This is a genomic window from Segatella copri (genome assembly GCF_019249765.2).
Classification (GTDB): Bacteria; Bacteroidota; Bacteroidia; order Bacteroidales; family Bacteroidaceae; genus Prevotella; species Prevotella copri_K.
Genome location: NZ_CP152484.1, coordinates 767801 through 793309, shown reverse-complemented (window position 1 = coordinate 793309; position 25509 = coordinate 767801). Strand labels below are relative to the sequence as shown.

The 25509-nt window shown below is 42.9% G+C and carries 21 protein-coding genes; 10 read left to right on the top strand and 11 right to left on the bottom strand.

Going from position 1 to position 25509, the window contains the following annotated elements:
• Window positions 1-5: 5 nt before the first annotated feature.
• The 5 genes from KUA46_RS03265 to KUA46_RS03245 all read left to right on the top strand — a co-directional run bounded on the left by KUA46_RS03265 (window position 6) and on the right by KUA46_RS03245 (window position 5205).
• On the top strand, window positions 6-935 hold the full coding sequence (locus KUA46_RS03265; RefSeq protein WP_218487742.1) for a glycosyltransferase family 2 protein: 930 nt from the start codon (window positions 6-8) through the stop codon (window positions 933-935).
• Window positions 936-946: 11 nt separating this feature from the next.
• Complete coding sequence (locus KUA46_RS03260) at window positions 947-2146, top strand: glycosyltransferase family 4 protein (protein ID WP_218487743.1); 1200 nt, start codon at window positions 947-949, stop codon at window positions 2144-2146.
• The gene (locus KUA46_RS03255; RefSeq protein WP_117726931.1) at window positions 2143-3291 is read left to right on the top strand and encodes a glycosyltransferase; all 1149 of its coding nucleotides are present in this window, start codon (window positions 2143-2145) and stop codon (window positions 3289-3291) included. Before KUA46_RS03260 ends, KUA46_RS03255 begins: the two co-directional genes overlap by 4 nt.
• Window positions 3292-3474: 183 nt before the next feature.
• On the top strand, window positions 3475-4425 hold the full coding sequence (locus tag KUA46_RS03250; protein ID WP_117726932.1) for an NAD-dependent epimerase/dehydratase family protein: 951 nt from the start codon (window positions 3475-3477) through the stop codon (window positions 4423-4425).
• Between the two features lie 24 nt (window positions 4426-4449).
• Window positions 4450-5205: a glycosyltransferase family 2 protein gene (locus tag KUA46_RS03245; protein ID WP_218487744.1), complete on the top strand. Its 756-nt coding sequence runs from the start codon at window positions 4450-4452 to the stop codon at window positions 5203-5205.
• Window positions 5206-5371: 166 nt separating this feature from the next.
• Here KUA46_RS03245 and KUA46_RS03240 read toward each other — a convergent pair whose 3' ends face one another.
• Both KUA46_RS03240 and KUA46_RS03235 read right to left on the bottom strand, forming a co-directional pair.
• Entirely contained in the window at window positions 5372-6127 is a 756-nt protein-coding gene (locus KUA46_RS03240; protein WP_118200621.1) for a glycosyltransferase family 2 protein, read from the bottom strand.
• 151 nt (window positions 6128-6278) lie between these two features.
• Entirely contained in the window at window positions 6279-7841 is a 1563-nt protein-coding gene (locus tag KUA46_RS03235) for an ATP-binding protein (protein ID WP_256625094.1), read from the bottom strand.
• A gap of 404 nt (window positions 7842-8245) precedes the next feature.
• Here KUA46_RS03235 and tnpC point away from each other — a divergent pair, with 404 nt between their 5' ends.
• Window positions 8246-9721, top strand: a complete 1476-nt coding sequence (gene tnpC, locus KUA46_RS03230; protein WP_434725783.1) for an IS66 family transposase — start codon at window positions 8246-8248, stop codon at window positions 9719-9721.
• A 221-nt stretch (window positions 9722-9942) separates the two neighbouring features.
• On the opposite strand, the gene KUA46_RS03225 is transcribed toward tnpC, so the two are convergent.
• Window positions 9943-11229, bottom strand: a complete 1287-nt coding sequence (locus KUA46_RS03225; protein ID WP_434725798.1) for an IS1380 family transposase — start codon at window positions 11227-11229, stop codon at window positions 9943-9945.
• A gap of 159 nt (window positions 11230-11388) precedes the next feature.
• Between KUA46_RS03225 and KUA46_RS03220 the strand changes: the two genes are divergently transcribed.
• The 4 genes from KUA46_RS03220 (at window position 11389) to KUA46_RS03205 (ending at window position 16503) form a co-directional block, all read left to right on the top strand.
• On the top strand, window positions 11389-12492 hold the full coding sequence (locus KUA46_RS03220; RefSeq protein WP_218487061.1) for an MraY family glycosyltransferase: 1104 nt from the start codon (window positions 11389-11391) through the stop codon (window positions 12490-12492).
• Complete coding sequence (locus tag KUA46_RS03215) at window positions 12489-13118, top strand: sugar transferase (RefSeq protein ID WP_218487062.1); 630 nt, start codon at window positions 12489-12491, stop codon at window positions 13116-13118. Before KUA46_RS03220 ends, KUA46_RS03215 begins: the two co-directional genes overlap by 4 nt.
• 128 nt (window positions 13119-13246) lie before the next feature.
• Window positions 13247-13999, top strand: coding sequence for a DUF3800 domain-containing protein (locus KUA46_RS03210; RefSeq protein WP_218487063.1), 753 nt, complete (start codon window positions 13247-13249; stop codon window positions 13997-13999).
• Between the two features lie 1340 nt (window positions 14000-15339).
• Window positions 15340-16503: a DegT/DnrJ/EryC1/StrS family aminotransferase gene (locus KUA46_RS03205; RefSeq protein WP_218487064.1), complete on the top strand. Its 1164-nt coding sequence runs from the start codon at window positions 15340-15342 to the stop codon at window positions 16501-16503.
• On the opposite strand, the gene KUA46_RS03200 is transcribed toward KUA46_RS03205, so the two are convergent.
• From KUA46_RS03200 to KUA46_RS03165, 8 genes are all read right to left on the bottom strand, one after another.
• Window positions 16500-17225, bottom strand: a complete 726-nt coding sequence (locus tag KUA46_RS03200) for a hypothetical protein (protein WP_218487065.1) — start codon at window positions 17223-17225, stop codon at window positions 16500-16502. The genes KUA46_RS03205 and KUA46_RS03200 overlap by 4 nt on opposite strands.
• Window positions 17206-18021 (bottom strand): metallophosphoesterase family protein, encoded by an 816-nt coding sequence (locus KUA46_RS03195; protein ID WP_256625035.1) that lies wholly within the window; start codon window positions 18019-18021, stop codon window positions 17206-17208. Before KUA46_RS03195 ends, KUA46_RS03200 begins: the two co-directional genes overlap by 20 nt.
• Window positions 18022-18069: 48 nt before the next feature.
• Window positions 18070-18783: a tetratricopeptide repeat protein gene (locus KUA46_RS03190; protein ID WP_218487066.1), complete on the bottom strand. Its 714-nt coding sequence runs from the start codon at window positions 18781-18783 to the stop codon at window positions 18070-18072.
• Window positions 18784-18986: 203 nt separating this feature from the next.
• Entirely contained in the window at window positions 18987-20048 is a 1062-nt protein-coding gene (gene leuB, locus KUA46_RS03185) for a 3-isopropylmalate dehydrogenase (RefSeq protein ID WP_006846817.1), read from the bottom strand.
• A 109-nt stretch (window positions 20049-20157) separates the two neighbouring features.
• A complete protein-coding gene (locus tag KUA46_RS03180; RefSeq protein WP_218487067.1) occupies window positions 20158-21756 on the bottom strand; it encodes an alpha-isopropylmalate synthase regulatory domain-containing protein in 1599 nt (532 codons plus the stop codon).
• Between the two features lie 111 nt (window positions 21757-21867).
• On the bottom strand, window positions 21868-22458 hold the full coding sequence (gene leuD, locus KUA46_RS03175; protein WP_118255473.1) for a 3-isopropylmalate dehydratase small subunit: 591 nt from the start codon (window positions 22456-22458) through the stop codon (window positions 21868-21870).
• Between the two features lie 50 nt (window positions 22459-22508).
• Complete coding sequence (gene leuC, locus KUA46_RS03170) at window positions 22509-23903, bottom strand: 3-isopropylmalate dehydratase large subunit (protein WP_022120957.1); 1395 nt, start codon at window positions 23901-23903, stop codon at window positions 22509-22511.
• A 23-nt stretch (window positions 23904-23926) separates the two neighbouring features.
• The gene (locus KUA46_RS03165) at window positions 23927-25429 is read right to left on the bottom strand and encodes a 2-isopropylmalate synthase (protein WP_200757576.1); all 1503 of its coding nucleotides are present in this window, start codon (window positions 25427-25429) and stop codon (window positions 23927-23929) included.
• Between the last annotated feature and the right edge of the window lie 80 nt (window positions 25430-25509).

Sequence of the window (25509 nt, the reverse complement as noted above, 5' to 3'; positions counted from 1 at the left end):
TGAATATGAAACCTTTGATTTCTATTATAATTCCAGCATACAAAGACACCTATCTTGACGAATGTATAAACAGCATTATAAAACAAAGCTATGACAACTGGCAACTGATAGTAGTTAACGACGGCTCTCCTTATAATCTTGACACAATCATTAATAAATATAATGACAATAGAATACACTATTCAAAGAGAGAAAAAGGCATCGGCAGCGAACGACTTGTAGATAATTGGAATGAATGTTTAGAAATAGTCACAGGTGAATATGTTATCAATATGGGGGACGACGACATTCTCCTTCCAGAATGTTTTGCCGAGTATGTTCGATTGATTGAACAATATCCTAAAGTTGATGTATTTCACGGTTGGACAGAAATAATAAACGAACACTCTGAGGTGACAGACATTTGTCCAAAGCATCCCCCAAAAGAATCGGTATATGGATTTATACAACGTATATGGAAAGGTGAAACTTTGTACATAGGAGATGTGCTTATAAGAACATCTAAACTACGTGCTATCGGCGGTTATCAGTATTTTCCTATGGCTTGGCACTCTGATCATATTACGGCTTTTGCAGCTGCCTTTGACAATGGTGTAGTAAGTACAGAGCAGATTGTATTTGGTTATAGAAAACATAGCCGAACTATCAGCAACTCTAAACAGAACGTAATATCAAAGCTTAATGCCAATAAACAAGCATTCAATTGGTATGCCAACTTTATACAACAAGAAAATGCCAATGCTGACACTACAGACAATTTGTTGCGCAAATGTCTTCTAAATATGCTACCATACCAGTTCAACCGAAAGACATGTCAAGATATATCCGAAGGATGCAAGCATAAGCCTTGGCGTGTAGTAGCATATTTGCCTAATCTAATTAAACTCGGCATGGGGTTTAAAACAATATTAAGGGCTATGGCCTATTCACTATAAAAACAAACAATATGAAAATAGCATATCTTGGAAAGATACAACTCTCTGATGCTGATTTATCTTATCTTAATGCAGCGCAGAAGCTGTCGGACATAACATACATAATGGAAGTTACGCCACGCTTCATGAAAGGTCCGGCATACAATATTGGCAAGATATATCCGCATTCGGGTGTGTTTAAGGCAACAGAGGCTTATCCGGAGTTCGAGAAATATTCGCGTATCATAGACGTAGACAAGTTCTATGTCGTAAACACATGCGGCAAGTTCTGGCAGCTGAAAGCCTTCTGGACCAATTTTCTGCTTTTGTTGTTTCTGATAAGGAACAAGTTTGACGTCATCCATCTCACATGGCCGGCAAACGTATATGAGTTCATCATATATATGCTGAAGCGCAAGATTATATTGACAGTCCACGACCCATTTCCGCATACCGGACTCGATACCCGTATTGTGCGTCTGCGCCGTAAGGTGGCATTCAGATGCGTGCCACATTTCATTATATTGAACAAGGCGCAGAGAGAGAAATTCCTTTCCTTCTACCACCTTCCCTCGTCAGCGGTAATCGACAGCAGACTTAGTTGCTATACCTATCTCAATATGGTAGAGCAGGACATGACGACCGTGCCGGAACAGAAATATATCCTTTTTGCAGGAAAGATATCAAAGTATAAAGGGGTGGAGTATCTGCTTGAGGCTATGAAGAAGGTGCATGATACGTTCCCTGACATCAAGCTCGTTGTTGCCGGCGGCGGTAAATATCATTTTGACATATCCGAATATGCCGCCCTGCCATATATAGACATAAGGAATCGCTTCATTCCCGATGAAGAACTCGTGGCTTTGATGAATAAGACACAGTTTATGGTCTGCCCTTATACTGATGCCACGCAGAGTGGAGTGATAATGTCTTCATTCACATTCGGCACACCGGTAATAGCCACGAGGGTAGGTGGACTACCAGAGATGCTCGGCAACGGCAAGTATGGAATGCTGGTGAAAGAAAAAGACACGGATGCCCTTTACCAGGGAATATGCAGTTTGCTTTCCGACGAGGAGCAGCTCGCCGACTATCGTAAAGAGATAGCAAAGGATTATACAAGCGACGGCTACCTGTCGTGGAAGACCATTGCTGAGGAACTGCGCGAATCCTACCTGCAGATGGCAAGTAGGAAACAGACACTTTGTTTTACTTTAAATTACTGCGTATGATGAAGACTCTGTTTATCACCCGTCATTATCTTGACGAGATGCTGGGAGGTCCCAACTGTTCAAAGGCGTTTGTGAGGGCGGTTGCAAGTATCTGTCCTGACACGACATTGATATATCCGGAACATAATGACAGGAAGAGCAACCTCTACTTCCTTAAGGAGTATGACGGAATGAAGCTCCTGCCCGTATACGACAAGCGTCCTAAATGGCAGAAATGCCTGGATATGTACAGAGGAAGACTTCATCGCTTCGGACCCTTCGTAAAGGACTATCTTAAATCGCATGCCTTCGATATAATATTCATCGACCATTCCTTCACCGCATCATCGGGAGTACTGGAGGCTGCCATGCGGAATGGAGCGAAGATAATAACCATGCACCATAATGTGGAGGCGCAGTATATCAAGGACAACCAGCCGAGCTGGCTGTTCCGTATACCGAACAACCACTTTGCCCTGAAGGCAGAGCGCAATGCCATACTGAACAGCACGCTGAATCTTACGTTGACAGACGACGACAAGGCAACGTTCATCGCCCGCTATCCCGAAAAGGAGTCCTCTTTCCATACCATCGGAGTCTTTGAGTATGATGAAGCTACGGAGAATAAGATAAGCGTGGAAGAAGGGCTGAAGTTCGTCATCTCCGGTTCTATGAGTGCCGCGCAGACGGAGACTGCCACTCTGCATTTCCTTGAAGAATACATGCCGGTGCTTAATGCGACCTGTCCGGATGCCGCACTTGTGATAACGGGAAGAAACCCTTCGCACCGAATCCTTGACTCTTCAGCCAGATACAATAATATAAAGGTGATACCAAATCCAGAAGACCTTACGGCAGAAGTCATAAAGGGCAACTACTATATCTGCCCGTTGCATACGGGAGGCGGCTTGAAGCTGCGCTGTATGGATGCCCTTCGTGTGGGACTGCCTATACTGGCACACAGAATGTCCACCCGTGGCTATGAGGCAATACAAGCCGACGGTTACCTCTTCTCCTATTCCACTCCAGGCGAGTTTGCGGTAGCGTTGCAGAAGATAACCGCCATACATGGCTCCCATGCGAGAGTGGTGGAGAGCTTCAACTCGCATTTCTCCTTCCAGGCAGGAAGAAGACGGCTTGAGGAAATGATAAAACTTATCCGGTAGAGAAATCGGGAGATGATGTACATGATGAGAAAGGTAATTCGATAAAAAGAACATGATATCTTTTGTCGTATGCCGTAATTACGTTACTTTTGCATCTATTATAAAATCCTGCCGCCCTATATATATAATAAGGTGGAAGGGATAAACAAGAAAAAGGAAAATATTAATTAAATGGAGCGGACAATGAAACTGATTATAACCGGCGGTTCTGGATTTATCGGAACGAATGCCGTGGAGCACTTCTCCAAGCATTTTGAAGTGATAAACATAGACCATCAAAAACCACAGATAGAGGAACACATGAAATACTGGAGGAATGTGGACCTGCTGGACTACCATTCCCTCAGCAAGACAATACAGGATTTCAACCCTGACTATATACTGCATCTGGCTGCACGCACCGACCTTATGGGCGAGACTCTCGACGACTATTCGGCAAACACCATAGGCGTGGACAACCTGCTGAAGGCAGTAAAGGAACTGAAAAACCTGAAGAAGATACTTGTCACATCATCCATGCTCGTCTGCCATGTGGGCTATATTCCCAAAGACCAGTTCGACTATTCAGCTACTACGCTGTATGGAAAGAGCAAGGTGGAGACGGAGAAGCTGACGTGGAACGCCGACCTGCAATGCGACTGGGCGTTGCTGCGCCCTACATCTATATGGGGCCCGTGGTTTCATGAGCCATACAGAAACTTCTTCAACATGGTCAAGAAGCGTGCCTATTTCCATATCGGACATAAGGGCTGCACCAAGACATACGGATACATCGGCAACTCTATCTATCAGATAGAGCACATCCTCATGGCTGACACCAACGACAGGAACAACAAAGTGTTCTTTATCGGCGACCGTCCGGCGATAAACATAACGGAGTGGGCAAACCAGATCGGCAACGAACTGGGGTTCAGAATACCCGTCATGCCGTGGGCACTCATCAGGATGGCGGCATACTTCGGCGATGCCCTGAAGGCAGTGGGGATAAAGTTCCCTATGACATCCTTCCGCCTGAAGAATATGACTACCGACAATGTCATCCCGCTTGGCAATACCTATGAAGTGGCTCCCAACCCACCTTTCGACAGACTGGCGGGCATACGCAAAACGCTGAAATGGATGGAGAACCACTAATCACTCACCGAAAAACAATAACTTATGAAGATATCCTTGATAACAGCCACATATAATAGTGCTGCCACTCTGAAGTCGACCTTCAAGTCTGTACTCTCGCAGACGTATACCGACATAGACTATTGGGTCATAGATGGAGGTTCCACCGACGGAACCATTGACATAATAAAGGAATACGAAGCCGTGTTCGGTGGCAGGATGCACTATATCTCGGAGAAAGACCGCGGCATCTACGACGCCATGAACAAGGGAATCAGCCGCTGCACGGGAGATGTGGTGGGAATACTCAATTCCGACGACTATTTCACTTCCGATGATGTGTTGCAGAACGTGGCGCATACCTTCAGCTCCAATGAAACCATCGATGCCGTATATGGCGACATTCATTTTATAAGCGACAACAACCCCGACAAGATAGTGCGCTACTACTCTTCGAAGATGTTCCGCCCGTTCTGGCTGAGATTCGGTTTCATGCCAGCCCATCCGTCGTTCTATGTAAAGCGGAAAATTTATCAGGAGCACGGCGACTACTCTCTCGACTATAAGATTGCCGCCGACTATGACATAATGGTGCGTCTGTTCTACAAGCATAAGATACAGGCAGAGTATATAAAGAAGGATTTCGTGACGATGCGTACCGGCGGAATGAGTACCAAGAATGTGCGCAACCGTCTGCTTATCACCAAGGAAGACGTGAAGGCATGCCGTGCCTATGGCATGTATACCAACCAGCTGATGATTTCCGTAAAGTATCTTTATAAGATATTTGAGTTCGTTTAAAATAGTCTATACCAAACCGTAAAAGTATGTAACCCACGGATAAAAGATAAAACAAAAGCCTTATTCAATCGAATAAGGCTTTTGTTTTTATAAATAAGGGCTTTGTTTTATTGTATAAAGCTTTTATTTTAATAAATAAATGATCATAGCGCTCAAATGATACCACCTAAACTCTAAACTCGAAGATCTTATACAAATATTTCAAACAGATAAGCAAGGAATTGGTGTAAAGGCCATTGTCACGACAAGCCTTTACATCCTCCTTGATAAGCGTAAGGCGACTTCTTACATTACTGTTACTTGCACCACCTGTACGCATGGTAACAAAATCCTTAGCTATGTATTTAGCCACTATCTTATGCTTTTTGAAGAGACGAACCATCATCTCATAATCTGAACCAATCTTGTAATCTAAACGATAAAGACCAGCCTTGTCGTATACATCTTTCTTGCAATAAAAAGATGGATGAGCGGGCATGAAACCAAAACGAAGCCAAAAAGGAGAAAACATTTTGGAGGAATAATATCTCACACATTTGCCTAGATTACCTTCATGAACAAAATGAATATCACCATAAATAGCATCTACGGAATGATTAAGAAAGTTATCAGCAACAGTCTGCAAAACATCTTCATCTGTATAGAAATCATCGGAATTCAAAATTCCAATTATATCTCCAGAAGCCATTTTTATGCCTTTATTCATGGCATCATAAATACCTTTATCTTTTTCAGATACCCATTTCAGTCTACCAGAGAATTCTGATTCACAACTTTTCACAATATCAATAGTTTCATCTGTTGACCCACCATCAACAATGATATATTCAAAATCTTTATTTGTTTGACACAATACAGATTTTATCGTATCATTTATTGTTTCAGCGCTATTATATGTTGCAGTTATTATTGAAATCATTATTTTATGCATTAATTAAAATTTAATTTATTTATATTATATATAACTAACTTTTCAACATATTATTGCTTTAAAATTATTTTTTTAACTACATATCTCAAGACAATCCCCCAAAAGGTTTATAGAAAAGAACATGCTTGCTTCACTATATTCTTCACAGTTTCTTCCAATCTATCAGCCCTCTACTTTGCCTGTCAAACTCGAGGGCTAAAGAGATAACAGGCTTAGAAGATGCAGCATAGGCATCAGCATAATGACGAGAAGAGATTTGATATGAGGCAGAAACTACCCCACCATTATCTGACATCTTAAGTTCTAAAATGTAGATATTTTCTGAGGTCTCGACCACCAAATCTATTCTACCTGCAGACATCTGCTGTTCCTCTGAGACCTTAAAGCCACAGAGATAGAAAATGTTCTTCAGAATAAAACGGAAATGCTCCTCAAAAACAAAGTTTTCCTTCTTTTGGGTACTGTAAGGAGTGCCAGCTACCAACTGCTTAAGACAAAGCATACTCCTATCAATATCAGCAGCTAGCATCGATATCTTTAATTCTTGAATAGCATTGCTTACTTGCGAAGACTCCTTATGCAACATTATCGGAAGAATCATACCAAACATCGCATTTCGTACTTCTCGGTTAGGATAACCTAACATATAACTGCTACCTACTACCTTTTTGATTGTAAGATAACCAGACTGATAAAGGAAGAGTTTTGGATCATTCATATTGACATCACTCATTTCCAAATAGTCAGAATCAATCAAACAATTGTCCAGCTCAGGAATCTCGTTGATGAATTTACGCAAGACCTTGAGCAACATTTCGTTGGAACCAGAGGCTATCCAATAAGAATTTAGGCGCAGATTAGCCAAGGCATTACATACACTAAAAGGATTGTAAACACCAATGAGACCACGAGAGAAATGATAGCCATCATAGATAGAACTCATTGTATCCATAAGGGTACTCTTCGTGATTGCATAGTTATCTGCCAATTCAGATAGCTGTTCTGAAAAATAGAACTGAATTTCATCTTTAGTCAAACCGCATATTGTTGCGTACTCATTCCTAAAGCTGACATTAGTTAATGTATTAAGCATACTAAACAAACTTATCTGAGTAAACTTAGTAATGCCAGTAATAAAGACGCACTTGATACAGTAACCATAGTCCTTCAATCCAGTAAAGAAATTGCGGTATATTTCACGGCATGCATCATGATGATTGGTTTCATAAGTATGCTGCAAAGGAACATCATACTCATCTACTATAATGGCTATCTGTACTCCCGCCTGTTCGTATGCTCTTTGGATAATACCATTTAAACGATTACCTAAAGACTGCTCATCCGGATTTCTGCCATATATCTTCTCGTATGAAGACAATACATTGTTCAAATATTCTGTAAGTGTCTGTGCAGAAGAACCACCCAAACTCATACTAAAATAGATAACAGGACGTTTTACCCACTCTGTTTCAAGTTCCATCATTTTGAGACCTTCAAAGAGTTCCTTTCTACCCTCAAAATAACACTTAAGGGTAGAGCACAAAAGAGACTTACCGAAACGGCGTGGACGGCTCAGGTAATTGTATTTAGTACTATTAGCCAGTTTCCAAACCATATCAGTCTTATCAGCATAGATATAATGATCTCTACGCATCTCTTCAAAATCCTGTATGCCTAAAGGCAATTTTCTATTCAATTGCGTCATATTGTCTCATTTTTCTGCAAATATACGCCTTTTATATGAAACAGCCAAACAATTTTTATGTTTTATACAATATTCACGTACCTTTTCAGTTTAGTAACTACTCAGCACCCCTATAGAAAACTTCTCGTTAATAAAGCATAAACTTGATTTTGCTTATTTTCTTCATCATTACAAACTTTTTAATGATTGAGTCGATGAGGACGTAGGCTGTTTAAAACAGTTCATTTAACGAGTTCTTTTCCGATGATGCCTCCAACATGTCTCCTTTGTCTATTATCGCCTTTCAACAGATTATCTGCCAGGAGATGCGTTTTTGCATTCCCCGTAAGTCAAAAGTCTGCGTTAATGGATGTAAATCGTGATTTTGCCATGTGGAGAAAAATGCTTATCTTTGCACCAAAAAAATGGCAAGCGACTGTACTGACATAGATGTTGTTTTGCGCCAGATAAACCAGCGTCTGCGCAAACTTGAGAAGTCCGACTCCGAGAAGACTGAGGAGATCGGACGCCTCAACCGTGTCATTAACCAGAAGGACGTGGAGATACATAATCTAAAGACAGAACTTGCTTCCACAAAGGCAGAACTTGCCGTTGCTAAAGAGCGCATCAAGGAACTCGAGGGAGCTGATGACGATACATCAAGTACACCAGGAAAGCCCGAGAAAAACAGCAGTAACAGCAGTATCCCTCCATCCCAAGAAAGTATCGCTTCCCGTGAGCTGCGCAGGACAAAGTCTCTTCGCAAGCCAAGCGGAAAGCCGAGCGGTGGACAGCCTGGCCACAAGGGTCACACACTGCAGACTATAGCAGAACCAGACGTAATTGTAAAGCACGAACCAGTCTATTGTAAATGCTGTGGTCGGCTCTTGATTGATATACCATGCCAGAAGATCCGTAAGACACAAATTGTTGATATCAAGGTGGTCGTAGAGACCTGCGAGGAACAGTATTACGAGAAGGTCTGTGAATGCGGTTGCGTAAACAACTGCGAAGCTCCCAACTGTCGTATCAAGTATGGTGACAACCTCCGTGCACTGGTGACATACCTTAATGTAGTGCAGTGTATTCCGTTCAAAAGGATTGCAGAACTTATATCCGACCTGTCCGGCCAGAATATAAGTGAGGGTACAGTGCAGAACATACTCAAAGAGAATAGCGGCAAGGCAGACTGTGCATATGAGGAAATACGCAAGAGGCTGGAAACAGCGTCTGTCGTAGGAGCCGATGAAACTGGTGCTACGGTAGGAAAGCATCTGCATTGGAACTGGATATTCCAGAACGACCTGCTTACATACGTGTTCCAGTCAGAATCGCGAGGTCAGAAGGCCATAGATTCCAGGTTTCCAAAGGGACTTCCCTATTCGACACTTGTGACTGACAGACATCAGAGCTACTTCAAGATGAATGTTAAGGACCATCAGGTCTGCCTGGCTCATCTTCTTAGGAATGCAGAGTATCTGAACGAACTGGATCCAAACCAGAACTGGTCACGGAGATTCATCCATCTGATAGAACACTCTATAAATCTCAGAAGAGAGGACAACATTACCTCTAGAAAGATAAAGGTACTGAAGACAAAGATGAAGAACCTCTTGGGTGAAAGCCTCACGCATTTAGATAACGAGTTTGAGAAATTCAAGAGGGGTATCCTTAAAGTCAAAGACTACCTATTTACCTTTCTCTCCAATCCAAGTGTGCCTTACGAGAACAATGCCAGTGAGCGGGGAGTTAGGAAAATCAAGATAAAGCAGAAAGTCAGCGGTTGCTTCCGAACAGACAGCGGTGCCGATGATTTTGCCAAGTTGCACTCCATTGCTGAAACTGCTATGAAGAACGGAAATTCTAAATTCAATGCAATTCTTGCTGTAGTACAACAGTAAGACGATTACTCATGCCCATAGGGGTGCTGAGTAGTTACTCAGTTTATATAACCTCAAATCCGCAACCTATAGGGTTTCGTGGGAATTTACTTGTAAAACGACAAAAATTCTTTTATTGTACATATTCCTTGGGCATAACAGAAACGTCGTAAACACAAAATTCCCTTACCCCATAAAGCGACTTGAGGTAATACGCCGGTTTAACCAGAAAAGCATGGCCTTTAACCAAAGTCTGTCTTGAACAGGTTGGCATAAGCATAGTTGTCTGAATAAATGTTCAATACATGCCTACGTGACGTCTTAATCCATTTTGCAGGAACAGAGATGAACTTGAACACAAAGGTCTTGATTCTGCTGGTGGCACGCAATCCAAATTCATGGGTTTTCAATCTCTGCATAATAGCTTTGTAGAAGTTTCTGATGAAAGCTGTCATAAGCAGGAATACAGTATTCTGTGCCATGAACGATTTTGGCAACCGATTCCAGCCAAAGCCATTGTTCATGTCATCGAAGATGCGTTCCTTGCCACCACGAAGATTGTAGAATTCCACAATGTCTCTTGCACTCGACTTGTAATCGTTAGTCAGTATACATCTGTAGGTATATTCGCCTTCCCAAATGTCAAGGTCTCCCTCTATTCGCCTTTGTCTCTGTATGACAAGACGATACGGTTTTCCTTTCCATTTCTCAACAAGGATGGAATTCAGCTCAAATTCAATACCGTTGATTTCAACAGTTTTCCATCCAGTCAAGGCAAACATGGAATCGTAGAAGGAAGAGCATCTGTTGGCACGAATATAAAAATGCCTGCAATGGGCCTCTACCATATCTACGATTTCCTCCGAGCATGAGCCGCAATCCATGCGGGCACGGGATATATATACTTCTGATGCCTCCAGTCGCTTGAAGATTCTTTCCAAAGTCTCTCTTTGGTTGAAGCGCACGTTTGTGTTGCCGTCTCTATTTTCAATACCGACAATCATGTCGTTAATGACTGCCACACCTGGACTATAGCCCAGGAACTTCTTGTAGGTTGGTTTTGCATCATGCTTCTCTGTTTCAATGAACTGATGGTCAAAGTCAAAATCATACTCTTGACCGGATTTCAATTGACCAGTAGCAAGCAGGGCTTTGATCAATAAGCAGTTCATCTTGTCTGCAGTATTGAAATCATAGGAGTTGCCAGAAGCAGATTTATAGGTGATGTTCTTACAAGTCAGTTCTTCGATAGCACGCAATATGGTGTCTGCGCTGCAAGTGCGAAGAGTTGGATGAAGAGACAAATGTTTCATCAAGTGAGTTGTAACATCCTCAATACATGAGCCGCCACAAAGATATACGCACATCAGAGAGCGTAGAATTTCGCTATATTGATAACCAAACATAGTGCATCTCAATCCCAAGGTGGAATCTATGGTTTGAGCTAAAAGAGCATCAAATTGCTCCATAATAGAAAAAATTCCTCCAAAAGGAGTGAGTTTCTCAGATTTTATTTGTACTTTTGCCATGTCATTCAGAGTTTTATTTGTTTTTTATTTGCAACACTAAGATAAGTGAAATTTCTGACATGGCAAAATCCTGAGCAACTTTTTGTTGCTCAGGTGCTTATAAAAAATATTAAATTATAGTGTTGCGGAATTAAGGTATAATAAAATGAAGATATAAATATGTTAACAGAAATATTACCAATCATAGGAGCATTCATACTGAGCATGACATGTGGTGTGTTTTTCATTCCATCAGTGCTGAAATTCTGCAAGAAAAAAAAGTTGTATGATATTCCAACCCTAAGAAAAGTGCATAGCGCACCCATACCACGATTGGGTGGCATTGCATTCATACCAAGCATGATGATTTCAGCTGTGGCAGTATTGCTTATCATAGCTACAAATAATATTCAAGACAAAATCTCTCTCAGTATGTGGAGCGTAGGTTTTATCTTGAGTCTGTCGATTATCTACTCTGTAGGAATCATTGACGATTTAATCGGACTTAATGCTAAAGTGAAATTTGTCGCTCAAATTCTCGCTGCCAGCATCATGCCTATATGTGGGCTCCAGATTAATGACCTCTATGGTTTGTTTGGTATTTACGAGATACCTTCGGTTGTTGGTATTCCTCTAACCATCCTTGTATTTGTGTTCATTGACAATGCACTCAATCTGATAGATGGCATAGATGGATTGGCAACAAGTCTCTCCATCATAGCTCTGCTGGGGTTCTTTTATTGCTTCATACCATACGACTTGATTGCTTATGAAGTAATGATTGCAGGATTGTTAGGCGTTCTGGTTGTATACCTGTATTTTAACATGTATGGGAAAGTAGAAAAAGGAACCAAGATATTCATGGGCGATTCGGGCAGCTTAACGTTGGGATTCTTCTTGGCATTCCTATTTGTCAAAGCAATTGCCGTAAATCCCAATATTATGCCAATGTCTCCAAAACGCGTACTGATAGCATACAGTCTGCTCATCATACCTACTTTTGATGTCGTACGAGTAGTGTTACATCGCATCAGAAACAGGAAACCAATCTTTGATGCAGACAAAAGCCACATACATCACAAGTTCCTGGCTATGGGATATAACCAGCACTATACATTATTCATTATTATCCTACTAGCCCTAGCATTCATTGGAACCAACGTAATACTAGGTAATATGAGTGTAGGATTAACAGGAATATTACTTATCGATATAGCCCTCTATACGATGCTACACATCGGTATCAATCAAAAAATCAAACTAAAGAAAAAAGTAGAGAAATGACCAAACAAAACAAAACAGAAACCAAGAATAGAAACAACAGAATGGAGCGTTTCGTAAAACGTTCCACAGATATTCTTGTTTCTGTACCTTGTCTCGTTCTATTCTCTCCCCTATTTGTCATTATCTCCCTAGCTATCAAATGGGAAGACGGATTACCAATCATCTACAAGCAAGAACGCATAGGTTTGCACGGGAAACCTTTCAACATCTATAAGTTCAGATCTATGAAGGCTGATGCAGAAAAAGATGGTCCAATTCTACTGGAGATTGAGGGCGACACGCGACTCACACGTGTGGGAAAATTCATTAGGGCACACCATTTGGACGAACTTCCACAATTGTGGAACATCGTAAAAGGCGATATGTCATTAGTCGGTCCACGCCCGGAACGGAAATACTACATCGACCAAATCATCAAGCATGATCCTCGCTATAGTTATCTGTATCAGATCCGACCGGGTGCTACTTCTTATGCCACCCTGTATAACGGATATACGGATACAATGCCGAAGATGTTGAGAAGACTGAGTCTTGACCTCTACTACCTGGAACACAGATCCTGGTGGTTCGATGCCAAGATTCTGTTCAAAACTATGATGAACATCCTGTTTGGCAAAATATTCTAATGATGAGCTACTGATGCAATAAAGGGGTGAATACTTGTTCATAGCGATCTTTTAAATTATTTTATCTCAACAAACTTTGTAAATAGAAAAGAAAGTTGTATTTTTGCATTTTTAAATAGGCAAAAATTATGGCGAATAAATATATATTGTATCTTGATGAATGCGGAGATCAAAACTTAGCAAGTTTTGACCCACAATTCCCTATATTTACACTTTGTGGTATTGTTGTCTCCGAGGAACAGGACAAAGTGTTGACAGAACGAATCAATGTCCTTAAAAAGGAAATCTGGAACAATATAAATATTATTTTTCATAGTCGGGATATAAGAAAGTGTCAAAATGGATTCGAGGTTTTGTTTGACCTTGATGTCAAAAAACGATTCTTCCAGGGTGTTAATGATATACTTGGAGATAATGGATATGTCGTAGTTTGCTGCTCGATATTAAAAGAACCATATATCAGGCAGTATGGTAAACTGAATGATGTATATGGGTTGTCTTTATCGTATATCATGGAAAGAGTCGTGTTTTATTTAGACTCTCTTGGTTTGACTGACATAGAACTTTGTACCATTATCGAAAAACGTGGCAAAAAGGAAGATGCATCCCTTCTTAATTATTATAATCAGCTGTTAGACAGAGGAACATATTGGGTGGATAGTCATCGAATGAAAAAAGTTTTTAAAAAGTTCGACATGAGATGGAAATCTGAAAATATAATTGGACTTCAGATTGCTGACTTGATAGCTTATCCGGTAACTCGACATGTTTTGAATCCTAATGGAGTGAATCTTGCTTTTGATGTACTGAAAAAGAATATCTTCCAATTAAACGGAAAGGTATATGGTATGAAGATTTTCCCAAAAGAACAAGGAAAATAATACAAAAAAAAAGAGTCACTGTGAAGTAACCCTTTCCCGACCGGGGACACCCCAATCCTGAATAAAGAAGCCTTTATCCGATTGCAAAGATATGGTAATTCTTTTATATATGCAAATAAATAGATGATTATTTATTGATTTTTTAAAGAATTAACATAAAAATGAAGGTAACAGATCTGACTCTGTTTGCTCCTGATGTAACTTCTATCTCCATAGCTTGTTTGATCTTAAAGGAGTTAACACTTGTAATTCGCGTCGTAAGCCAGTGGATTACGGGGCGTAAGTAACTAACTTTCGTATCGCAAGTAACTAACTTTCGTATCGCAAGTAACTAACTTTTGCATCGTAAGTAACTGACTTTCGTATCGGAAGTAACTGACTTTTGCATCGCAAGTAACTGACTTTTACTTCGTAAGCACCGGCTTCAGGGTGACAGGGTGACACTGGTGACAGTGATTTCTGAAGATTTACTCTCGCGCGGGCAGGCAGGAACTTTCGGCCTGATTTTTCCTGCCTGCCCGCGTGCGAGGCGAAAAGTTGAAAAACTAGTGTCACCCTGTCATCGTGTCACCGTGAACACTGAGCAGAGAATGCGCTGTATAGCTCACTTGCTATGGGCATAAACTCTCCTGTCTCCGCCTCCGTTGGCTTTCGGAAGTAGAGATCCACACATTACTGTTTTTGTCGCGGCGCCTCTAAAGTAGGTAATAAGGTTCTAAATTGTGTCACACGGTGCAAAGATAGCAAAAATAAAATAAATGAGAGTTCCCATAGTGGGAACTCTTAAATAATAATTATTGGTTTTTAGAATCTTTTAAACGATAAAGGCTAAAAAATATACCCGATACTAGCAAGTTGCAGAAGAAATTGATGCGAACTGTATGGTTGAAACGGGCTGAAGGGCGTAATGGGTAATTTCAACCATACAAATCGAAATATTTTAGACATGGAACGCAATGAAAGGGAAAAAGACGGTTTCGTGACAGTTTTTCCATTTCACAGCTTTTTATTTGGCATTATTTATATAAAAATCTGTTTTCTCGTACAAACAGAAAAGACTCCGCAAAGGGTTTTTTAAACTTTTTTTTAAGTTGATGGTAAATTTGTTGCCATTTTATTTTTTTGTTTCATTTTTTTTTAGTACCTTTGCAAACGTTATCCTGAATACAATCTTTTTACCTTAAAGAAAACTAATACCTATTGAATGTAGAGCAGTTGTCTGAGAAGATAGCTGCTCTTGTCTTTTTTTATAGCTCCCCATATAATAAATACCGCAAAACATCCGTTTTTATTTATAGAAACAAGTCTTATCACTTGTATAAATCATCACATAAGAAACAATGGAAACAGAAGTTAAGAAGATTCCTTATCTCGACCTGAAGGCTATCAATGAGCCTTACGAGAAGGAGATAAAGGATGCTATCAACAAGGTGGTCAACAGCGGATGGTATCTGCAAGGTGAAGCCGTAAAAAGGTTTGAGAAATCGTATGCACAGTTTATCGGTACAGAATACTGCATCAGCTGCGCTAACGGGACGGATGCGCTCAAACTGATGCTGATGGGCGAACTGGCTATCGGAAAGTTACAGAAAGGTGATGAGGTGATCGTGCCTGCCAACACTTATTTCGCTACCGTACTTGCCATCAGCAGCGTAGGACTAACACCTGTATTGGTGGATGCCAATATCGATACATTACAGATAGATGACCAACTGATAGAAGCCCGAATCACACCGAAGACCAAAGCCATCATGATTGTTCATCTCTATGGCAAACTGGCATGGACTCCGAAGATTGCTGAAATCTGCAAGAAGCATCATCTCTTGCTTTTCGAAGACAATGCGCAGGGATTCGGATGCTCCACTACTCTAGCTGATTCTTCTGAAAAACCATCGAAAAGAAGATATACCGGAAATCTTTCGGATGCTGCCGCCCATAGTTTTTATCCTAGCAAGAATCTGGGAGCTTTGGGAGATGCCGGAGCTGTAACTACCAGCAACAGGGAATTGGCTGAAGCTATCATGGCACTACATGAATATGGAAAGATTGAAGACGGCATCTTCAGATATCAGGGCGTAAACTCGCGCATGGATGAGATGCAGGCTGCAGTACTGAATGTTAAACTGCAATATCCTGAGAACGAACAGAAAGCGAGACACAGACAGGTACAGCTATACCTGGAGCATCTGGATGACAGCATCAAGGACAGATGCATCGCTGCGAAACTCCTCGCTCCTGCTCATGAAAATGTTTTCCACGTCTTCCCTTTCCTTACCCCGAAGCGAGACCAACTGAAAGCTTTCCTGGCTGAGAATGGGGTCGGCACAAAGATTCATTACTTCCGCCCACCCTATCTGCAGCCATGCTATCCGGAAATGAATCATCTGGAATTTCCGGTAGCCAAGAGAATAGCTGACGAAGAACTGAGTCTGCCTTGCAACTCATCGCTCAACGATGAAGATATCATCAGAGTAAGCAAACTCATCAACCAGTTCTTGGTTTAAAGGTACTGCACCTTGGCACCGATAGAGAGACCGAAGACGTCCCAGAAACCGGCATTGCCATTACGGTAGAAACGCATAAAGTAGATATCCGTTGTACCCAACTCATAGAAGAACGTGATGCTCTTGATACGCTTACGTTTATTGTGCGGAATATCATACTTAAACCGTTCACCCAAGGCGATATTAGGACGGATGCGGGTAGAGAACGGATAGTAGCCGCTTTCATACTTGGTAGGCTGCTTCGTCCAGAAATCATGTCCGAACACCGTATTGAAATACAGGCTGCATTCCAGCGGTTCAAACCACCAGCCTTTACCGATATTACGACGCCATGGAATGAAATTCTCCTTGAGCGTCATGGTAAACTTCTCATCGTCAGAACTATACTTCGGGACGTAGCCAAACAAGAGCTGCGTTTCCCATTGGTGGTGCTTACCATATTCCCATCCTATACCCAGCGAAATGAGACCCATATTACCACAGGTCTGAATGATGCCCTGAGTAGGTATCAGCAAATCCCAGTGCTTGCGGTAACGCATCACGCGGCGGTCATATCGGGTCAGTTTGCCATCAGCCAACACCAGAGTATCATGAACGATACTATCCTTCTGTTCCAACTCCTCACTTTTCCCGGTAACCTCATCGGCAGCATGAACCTGTACAGAACCTGCAGCAAGCAAAGCTCCCAGAATGAATATATGCTTAAAACTCAATAATTTCATAACGATAACCTTTTGGAGTAATGGTGAATATATAGTACTGATGCTTAGCGGCATTGGCCACCTGATAATAGATAATTCCATCGCCATAAATATCTTCTTGCTTGGTATGATGACCATGACCGCAAAGGCAGCACATCAAACCTGGGAACTGATGGGTATAAAAATTGAAGACCTTAGCTACATTATTATTAAACTGCTCTGAATAAGGTCCTGCATGCATGCAGACAACGGTACGCGAAAAGTCATCAGCATCTGCCTTAACCTGCTCTTCCATGAAATCGAAATTAGGTACAGGGCGGGAATAGTCAAACTCAATAGCATTGGTATTGAGGCAGACAAACTTTACCTTGCCGGCAATGAAACTGAAATCCGGATTACCAAAGATTTTCTCATAAGCCTGGTTACCTGTTCCCAAACAGTCATGATTACCCAGCAGAGCCACGTATGGAATCTTCAGTTTCTGAAGACGGTCACGGGTCCACTGGAACTCACGGGTAGCACCAAAGTCGGTAAGGTCTCCACAATGAATCACGAAATCGAGGGAATCACTGCGGCGATTGATATCATTAACCTCACTCTTCAAATCATCCAACCACTGGTGTGAATCGCTGATCATAGCGAAACGGATGGTATCTTTCGACTTGACTGCAGCCTCAATCCTCTTAATATTGGAAGCATTCAAGTTTCTTGCCCCATCGATTTGTACATCATACGGATGGACATCGAAGACGGTATCGCAGGATGCTATCATACAGAGGCAACAGGCAGCCAGAATATAGGGAATAATTTTATGCATTCTTGTCTTATTTATCTTTAAAAACTCCTTTTTTATAACTCTTAAATACTACTTTTTCTTCTTTTTCAAACGTGCATAGAAACCTTGCAAACGACCAGGCTGACAACCGGCATCGAGCAGTTTCTTCAAATCACGATAGGCTTCGTCTTTTCTTCCTAGCAGAATCAGAATGTCTACATGATTAAAAGCAAAATCCTCGTTACCAGCATCCAGTTCCATCGCCTTGGCGTAATCAAACTCAGCCAGTTCAAGCATACCTCTCTCCTTCTCCATGCCACCTCTTGCAGCATAAGCCATCGCACTGTCAGGGTATTGCTCTATCAAGCTATTGATGCCGTCGTATGCCTCGGTATAATGCTTATCTTTCTCATTGAGCAAAGCCAGACCGAGTTGCGCCTGGAAATTGCCAGGAACAAGTACCAGAAGATTCTGATAATCGAGACGTGCAAAGTTATAACGGAGCAATTTCTCATTGACAAAGGCACGATAGAACAAACCGGCTATATTGGTATTGTTCAGAAAGAGTACCTTATCAAGATCATCCTTGGCATATTGCCACTGCTCCAACTGGATGTTCCAGGCTGCCTTTTTCAGTCGCAGATCGATGCTGTCGGGATGATATGCAAGCACTTCTGTAGCCTTGGAGAGTGAATCGCGCAAAGCTTTATTCTGAGCAGCACGTACCTTGTCTGCATCTACGTTCTGCGCAGATACAGATAAAGAAACAAACGATGCCAATAATAATGTATAAAAACTTTTCATGGTGCAAAGTTAAGAAGACTTTCGCAAACTGCCAAATAAAAAACTATAAAACTTATTTGAGTTTACAAAAAGAACTAAATTTCAGAAAGACAGGACAATCAACAAGAAAAGCCTTAAGAGAAAGAAACACTCCTCTTAAGGCTTTTATCTATAAAGCATCTGGATAGAAAATTCACCCAGCGCCGAAAAAATCCATTTACAGATTAAGCATTCTTAATCCAGTTAACGATCCATGCGCCAACCTCTGTTGTGCCATACTGAGCACCACCCTCAACCTGAATTTCAGGAGTGCGGACATTGGCATCGAGAGAAGCATCAACAGCCTTGCGAATCAAGGCACCCTCCTCGTTCAAACCGAAGTGCTCCAACAACATGGCTGCAGAAAGAATCTGAGCTACTGGGTTAGCCAGGTTCTTGCCAGCTGCCTGTGGCCATGAACCATGAACAGGCTCAAACAATGGTGTGTGCTCACCGAGAGAGCTAGATGGCTGCAAGCCCATAGAACCGGTGATGCAAGAAGTCTCATCGGTCAGGATATCACCGAAGGTATTCTCTGTAACGATAACATCGAAGAATGTAGGCTCAGTCAATACGCGCATAGAAGCGTTGTCGATGAACATATAATCGGTATTTACCTCAGGATACTGTGGCTCCATCTCCTTGGCAATCTGGCGCCAGAGACGAGAAGATGCCAATACGTTTGCCTTATCTACTACTGTCAAGTGCTTGTTGCGCTTCATGGCAAACTCGAAAGCTACCTTCAGGATGCGCTCAATCTCAGGACGGGTATAGATATCAGTATCGTATGCCTTATCGTTATCCTGATACTTTTCACCGAAGTACATACCGCCAGTTAACTCGCGGATAACTACGAAGTCAGCACCCTTCAGGAGTTCATCCTTCAATGGTGACTTGTGGAGCAGGCAATCGAATGTGGCTACTGGGCGAACATTGGCGAAGAGGCCCAACTTCTTACGCATAGCGAGCAAACCCTGCTCAGGACGAACCTTGGCTGTAGGGTTGTTGTCGAAACGTGGGTCACCAACGGCTGCGAAGAGCACAGCATCAGCATCCATACAAGTCTTGAAGGTTTCCTCTGGGAATGGATCACCTACCTCGTCGATAGCGTGAGCGCCGCAGATAGCCTCGTTATAAGTAAACTCGTGGTTGAACTTCTCTGCAATGGCCTGCATAACTGCTACGCCCTGCTTCATAATCTCTGGTCCGATACCATCACCGGCGAGAACTGCAATGTTTAATTTCATCTTATTTGATTTTTTAATTGTTTATTTTTTGTAACCTTCGGAGATATTTTCATATCCTTCGGAGATAATTTCGTAACCTTCGGAGATATTTCTGTAATCTTCGGAGATATTATTCCATATCCAGATTTCGAGGCGAAACAGCCTGTTCGTCGCTCTTATCTGCCTCGTACATATTAATCATCTTCAGCGTTGCCTTGATAGCAGCTTCTGTCTGGTCGGCATCCAAGCCTCGGGTGCGCCAGATACGGTCACCTTCACGCCAGGTGATGACGGTCTGAACGAGGGCATCGGTACGGCCACCAGGTGGGATGGTTACCTGATAGTTATCGAGCTTAGGGAAGGTCTTGCCGAGCTTTACCTTGTAGATATTGCGGAGGGCTTTTACGAAAGCATCATACTGACCATCACCGGAGCTACGGTCTTCATACTCCTTACCCTCTATTTCTACCTTTACACTGGCTATAGGCTTCAAACCATATGAGGTTGATACCATGTAACTTACCAGTTTCACCTTATCCTCTAGAGCTCCATGCTTCAACACATCACTCACGATGTATGGCAGGTCGTCCTGGGTTACCAGTTCCTTGCGGTCGCCGAGTTCTGTGATTCGCTTGGTCACCGCCTTGGTCTGCTCAGGCGTCAGTTCCAATCCCAGTTCATTGAGGTTCTGCACGATATTCGCCTTACCAGAGTTCTTACCCAACGCATACTCACGATGTCTGCCGAAACGCTCAGGTACCAGGTCGTTGCAATAAAGCTTATCCTTGTTATCACCATCGGCATGCACACCAGCCACCTGGGTGAAGACATTATCTCCTACTACCGGTGTATTCGGAGCCACGGCGATGCCGCTGTATCCTTCAACCAATCGGGAAATATCGTTCAGACGGTCTTCCTTAATATTGGTCTTTGCCTCGAACATGTCTTTCAGAATCACCTGAACACTTGCCAAAGGTGCATTGCCACAACGCTCACCCAGACCATTCACGGTAACGTGGAGACCCTTGGCGCCGCTCAATACGGCAGCCAGCGAGTTGCTCACAGCCAGATCGTAGTCGTTATGGGCATGGAAGTCGAAGTGAGAATTCGGATAACGGCGCACCATCTGGCGCATATACTCCACACACTGCAATGGGTTCAGAATACCCAACGTATCAGGAAGAAGGAAGCGCTTGATAGGCAGTTTTACCAACTCATCCATCATCATGAAGAGATAGTCACGACTGTCACGCATACCGCTCGACCAGTCCTCCAAGTAGAGATTCACGGTGAATCCCTTGCTCAAAGCATAGTCGATGGTCTGCTTGATATGAGCGAGATGCTCCTCAGGCGACATCTTGAGTTGCTGGGTGCAGTGCTTGTAGCTACCCTTAGCCAAGAGGTTGATGACATGACCGCCGCATTCAGCAATCCAATCCACGCTCTTGTTGTTATCCACGAATCCCAATACCTCAACGGAATCCAGTTTACCTATAGTCTTAGCATAACGGCAAATTCGAGCGACAGCATCCTTTTCACCTTCTGACACACGCGCTGAAGCCACCTCAATGCGATCTACATTGATGTCGTGCAACAGCATTCTTGCTATCATCAACTTCTCGTGAGGAAGGAAACTGACACCATTGGTCTGCTCGCCGTCGCGCAGCGTGCAGTCCATGATCTCAATCTCCTTGATGCGGGAATTATCTCTCTTTGCGTTAACGTTCATCTTAATTATTAATGTTAAGTGTTAAATGTTAAGTGTTAAATGAGGCTTTCGCCCTATCAACCTGCTTCTTACCCTGCAAGTCAACATTCAACACTCAACATTCAACATTACCTATTTATTCTTCTCTTCCCAAGCCTCAACCTTGTCGCGGTTCTGAACGAGGAAGTCTACATCGTCCAAACCATTCTCCAAACAGTGTTTCTTGTAGCCGTTGATTTCGAAGTGCTCGCTCTTGCCGGTAGCAAGATTGGTCACGGTCTGGTTAGGAAGATCTACCTTCACCTCTGTCTTGTGATCCTTGTCAATGCTCTCGAAGAGTTCCTTCAGGAATTCCTCGCTTACTACTACTGGCAATACGAGGTTGTTCAACTCGTTGTTCTTGTGGATATCAGCAAAGAAAGAGCTGATGACTACACGGAAGCCTGCACCTGCGATAGCCCAGGCTGCGTGCTCACGGGAAGAACCTGAACCGAAGTTCTTACCAGCTACGAGGATGACACCACTGTAAGAAGGGTCGTTCATCACGAAGTCTGGCTTTGGAGTTCCGTCGGCATTATAACGCCAATCGCGGAAGAGGTTGTCGCCCATGCCCTCTTTATCGATGGCCTTGAGGAAACGGGCTGGGATGATCTGGTCTGTATCTACATTCTCCAATGGAAGAGGAATGCAGCTTGATGTAATTACATTGAATTTCTGTTTCATAACTGTACTTGTCAATTGTACATTATTAATTGTACATTATTAATTAAAAATTACATAAACTCTCTTGGGTCGGTAATCTTACCTGTAATAGCAGCAGCAGCTGCTACGTATGGACTGGCAAGGATGGTGCGGGAGCCTGGTCCCTGACGACCCTCGAAGTTACGGTTGGATGTACTTACAGAGTACTTGCCTGCAGGAATCTTATCATCGTTCATTGCCAAGCAGGCAGAGCATCCTGGCTGACGGATTTCGAAGCCGGCAGCCTCAACAATCTTATCAATTCCCTCTTCACGTATTTGTTTATCAACCAACCATGAACCTGGTACAAGCCAAGCAGTTACGCCATCTGCCTTCTTCTTTCCTTTAACAAGAGAAGCGAAAGCACGGAAGTCTTCAATACGACCATTGGTACATGCGCCCAAGAATACATAATCGATAGGATGACCCTCGAGTTTCTCGCCTGGCTGGAAGCCCATGTAGTTGAGGCTCTTCTTGAAACCAGCCTGCTCTTCCTCAGGAATCTCATCAAGAGTTGGGATGCTTTCGGTAATACCGATACCCATACCAGGGTTGGTACCATAGGTGATACGTGGTTCGATATCCTTTGCCTCGAAAGTCAACTCCTTGTCGAAGACTGCATCATCGCCACTCTTCAAGGTCTTCCAGTAAGCCACAGCCTTGTCCCACTCTTCACCCTTAGGTGCATATTCACGACCCTTGATGTACTCGAATGTTGTCTCATCAGGAGCTACGAAACCACCACGGGCACCCATCTCGATAGAGAGGTTGCAGAGGGTGAGACGACCTTCCATAGACATATCCTTCACTACATCGCCACTGTACTCAACGAAGTAACCGGTAGCACCTGAAGTAGTGAGCTGGCTCATCAGATAGAGAGCAACGTCCTTGGCAGTAACGCCCTTGCTGAGCTTACCGTTGATGCTGATACGCATAGACTTTGGCTTGCTCTGGAGAATACATTGTGAAGCCATCACCATCTCCACCTCAGAAGTACCGATACCGAAAGCTACGGCACCCATTGCACCATGGGTAGAAGTATGAGAGTCACCGCAAACGATGGTCATACCAGGAAGAGAAAGACCCTTCTCAGGACCTACTACGTGGATGATACCATTATCCTTTGTGTTCATGGCAAAGTGAGTAACGCCGAAATCAGCGGTATTCTTTGCCAAGGTATCTACCTGCTTCTTTGAGATAGGATCCTCGATTGGTTTATCCTGATCGTGAGTAGGAGTATTGTGGTCAGGCATACAGAAAATCTGGTCTGGACGGAACATCTTGAGTCCGCGTGCTCGCATACCAGCGAATGCCTGAGGTGATGTTACTTCGTGACAGTAGAGACGGTCGATGTAAAGCTGTGTAGGACCGTCCGGAACAATCTGGACAACGTGCTTGTCCCAAATCTTGTCGAATAATGTATTCATAATATCTCTTGTTATATATATGTTTATCTAATCTTAAACTTGTTAATACAATCAATATAAGCCTCAACAGAAGCCGTAACGATGTCGGTATCTGCGCCGAAGCCATAATATACATGACCATCGTATTCTACCTGCATGTGAACCTTGCCCACATCATCAGAGCCCTTGTCGATAGCCTGGATGGTGAACTCCTTGAGGTTCATCTCCTTGGTGATGACCTTCTTGAGAGCATTGATAGCAGCATCTACCGGACCGTTACCAGATGATGCAGCCTCAAACTTCTGACCTGCAATATCAAGACCGATACTTGCCACGCTCTTCACGCCCTTACCTGTAGTAACCTGCAACCAGTCGAGCTGAACACCATGCTTATCAGCAGAATCAGCACCGGCAAGCATCAAAACATCCTCATCGGTAACTTCCTTCTTCTTATCAGCCAGTTGGAGGAACTTCTTGTAAATCTTGTCGAGCTTCTCCTCATCATTAATCTCTACACCATTGACATGGAGACGATACTTCAATGCAGCACGACCAGAACGGGCTGTCAGAACGATAGCATTGTCATCCAATCCAACTTCCTTAGGATCAATGATTTCGTAAGTCTGGACATTCTTCAAGACACCATCCTGATGGATACCGGAAGAATGAGCAAATGCATTGCGACCCACGATAGCCTTGTTTGGCTGAACAGGCATATTCATCAGGCTGCTCACCATGCGTGAGGTAGGAATAATCTTGGTGGTATTGATGTTGGTATCAATATTGATATGCTTGTGACACTTCAGAATCATGGCAATCTCTTCGAGCGAAGTATTACCTGCACGCTCACCGATACCATTGATGGTAACCTCAACCTGGCGTGCACCATTCAAAACACCCTGCAGGGTATTGGCAGTAGCCATACCGAGGTCGTTATGACAGTGGGTAGAAAGGCGTGCCTTGTCAATGCCATCAACATGCTCCATGAGATACTTGATTTTGTCACCATATTCATCAGGCAGACAATAACCTGTAGTATCAGGAATGTTCACTACAGTAGCACCCGCCTTGACAACAGCCTCTACGACACGAGCCAGATACTCATTATCGGTACGGCCTGCATCCTCAGCATAGAACTCAACGTCCTCAACATACTTTTTAGCATACTTGACAGCAGCTACAGCACGTTCGATAATTTCCTCGCGGGTAGAATTGAACTTATACTTGATATGACTGTCGCTGGTACCGATACCGGTATGGATTCTCTTATGCTTGGCATACTGCAAAGCCTCAGCAGCACAATCAATATCTTTTTCTACGGCACGGGTAAGTGCACAAATAGTAGGCCAGGTTACAGCCTTAGAGATTTCTACCACTGAATTGAAGTCGCCCGGACTTGATATAGGAAATCCAGCCTCAATTACATCCACGCCCAACTGCTCCAGTTGCTTTGCCACCTGAATCTTCTCAACTGTGTTCAACTGACATCCCGGAACCTGTTCGCCATCGCGGAGGGTCGTGTCGAAAATGTATAATCTGTCACTCATATCTTTAAAATTTTAAATTTACACCTTATTATATATATAAGAGCTACACATTCAGAACGCACTACGTTTATATAGCAATC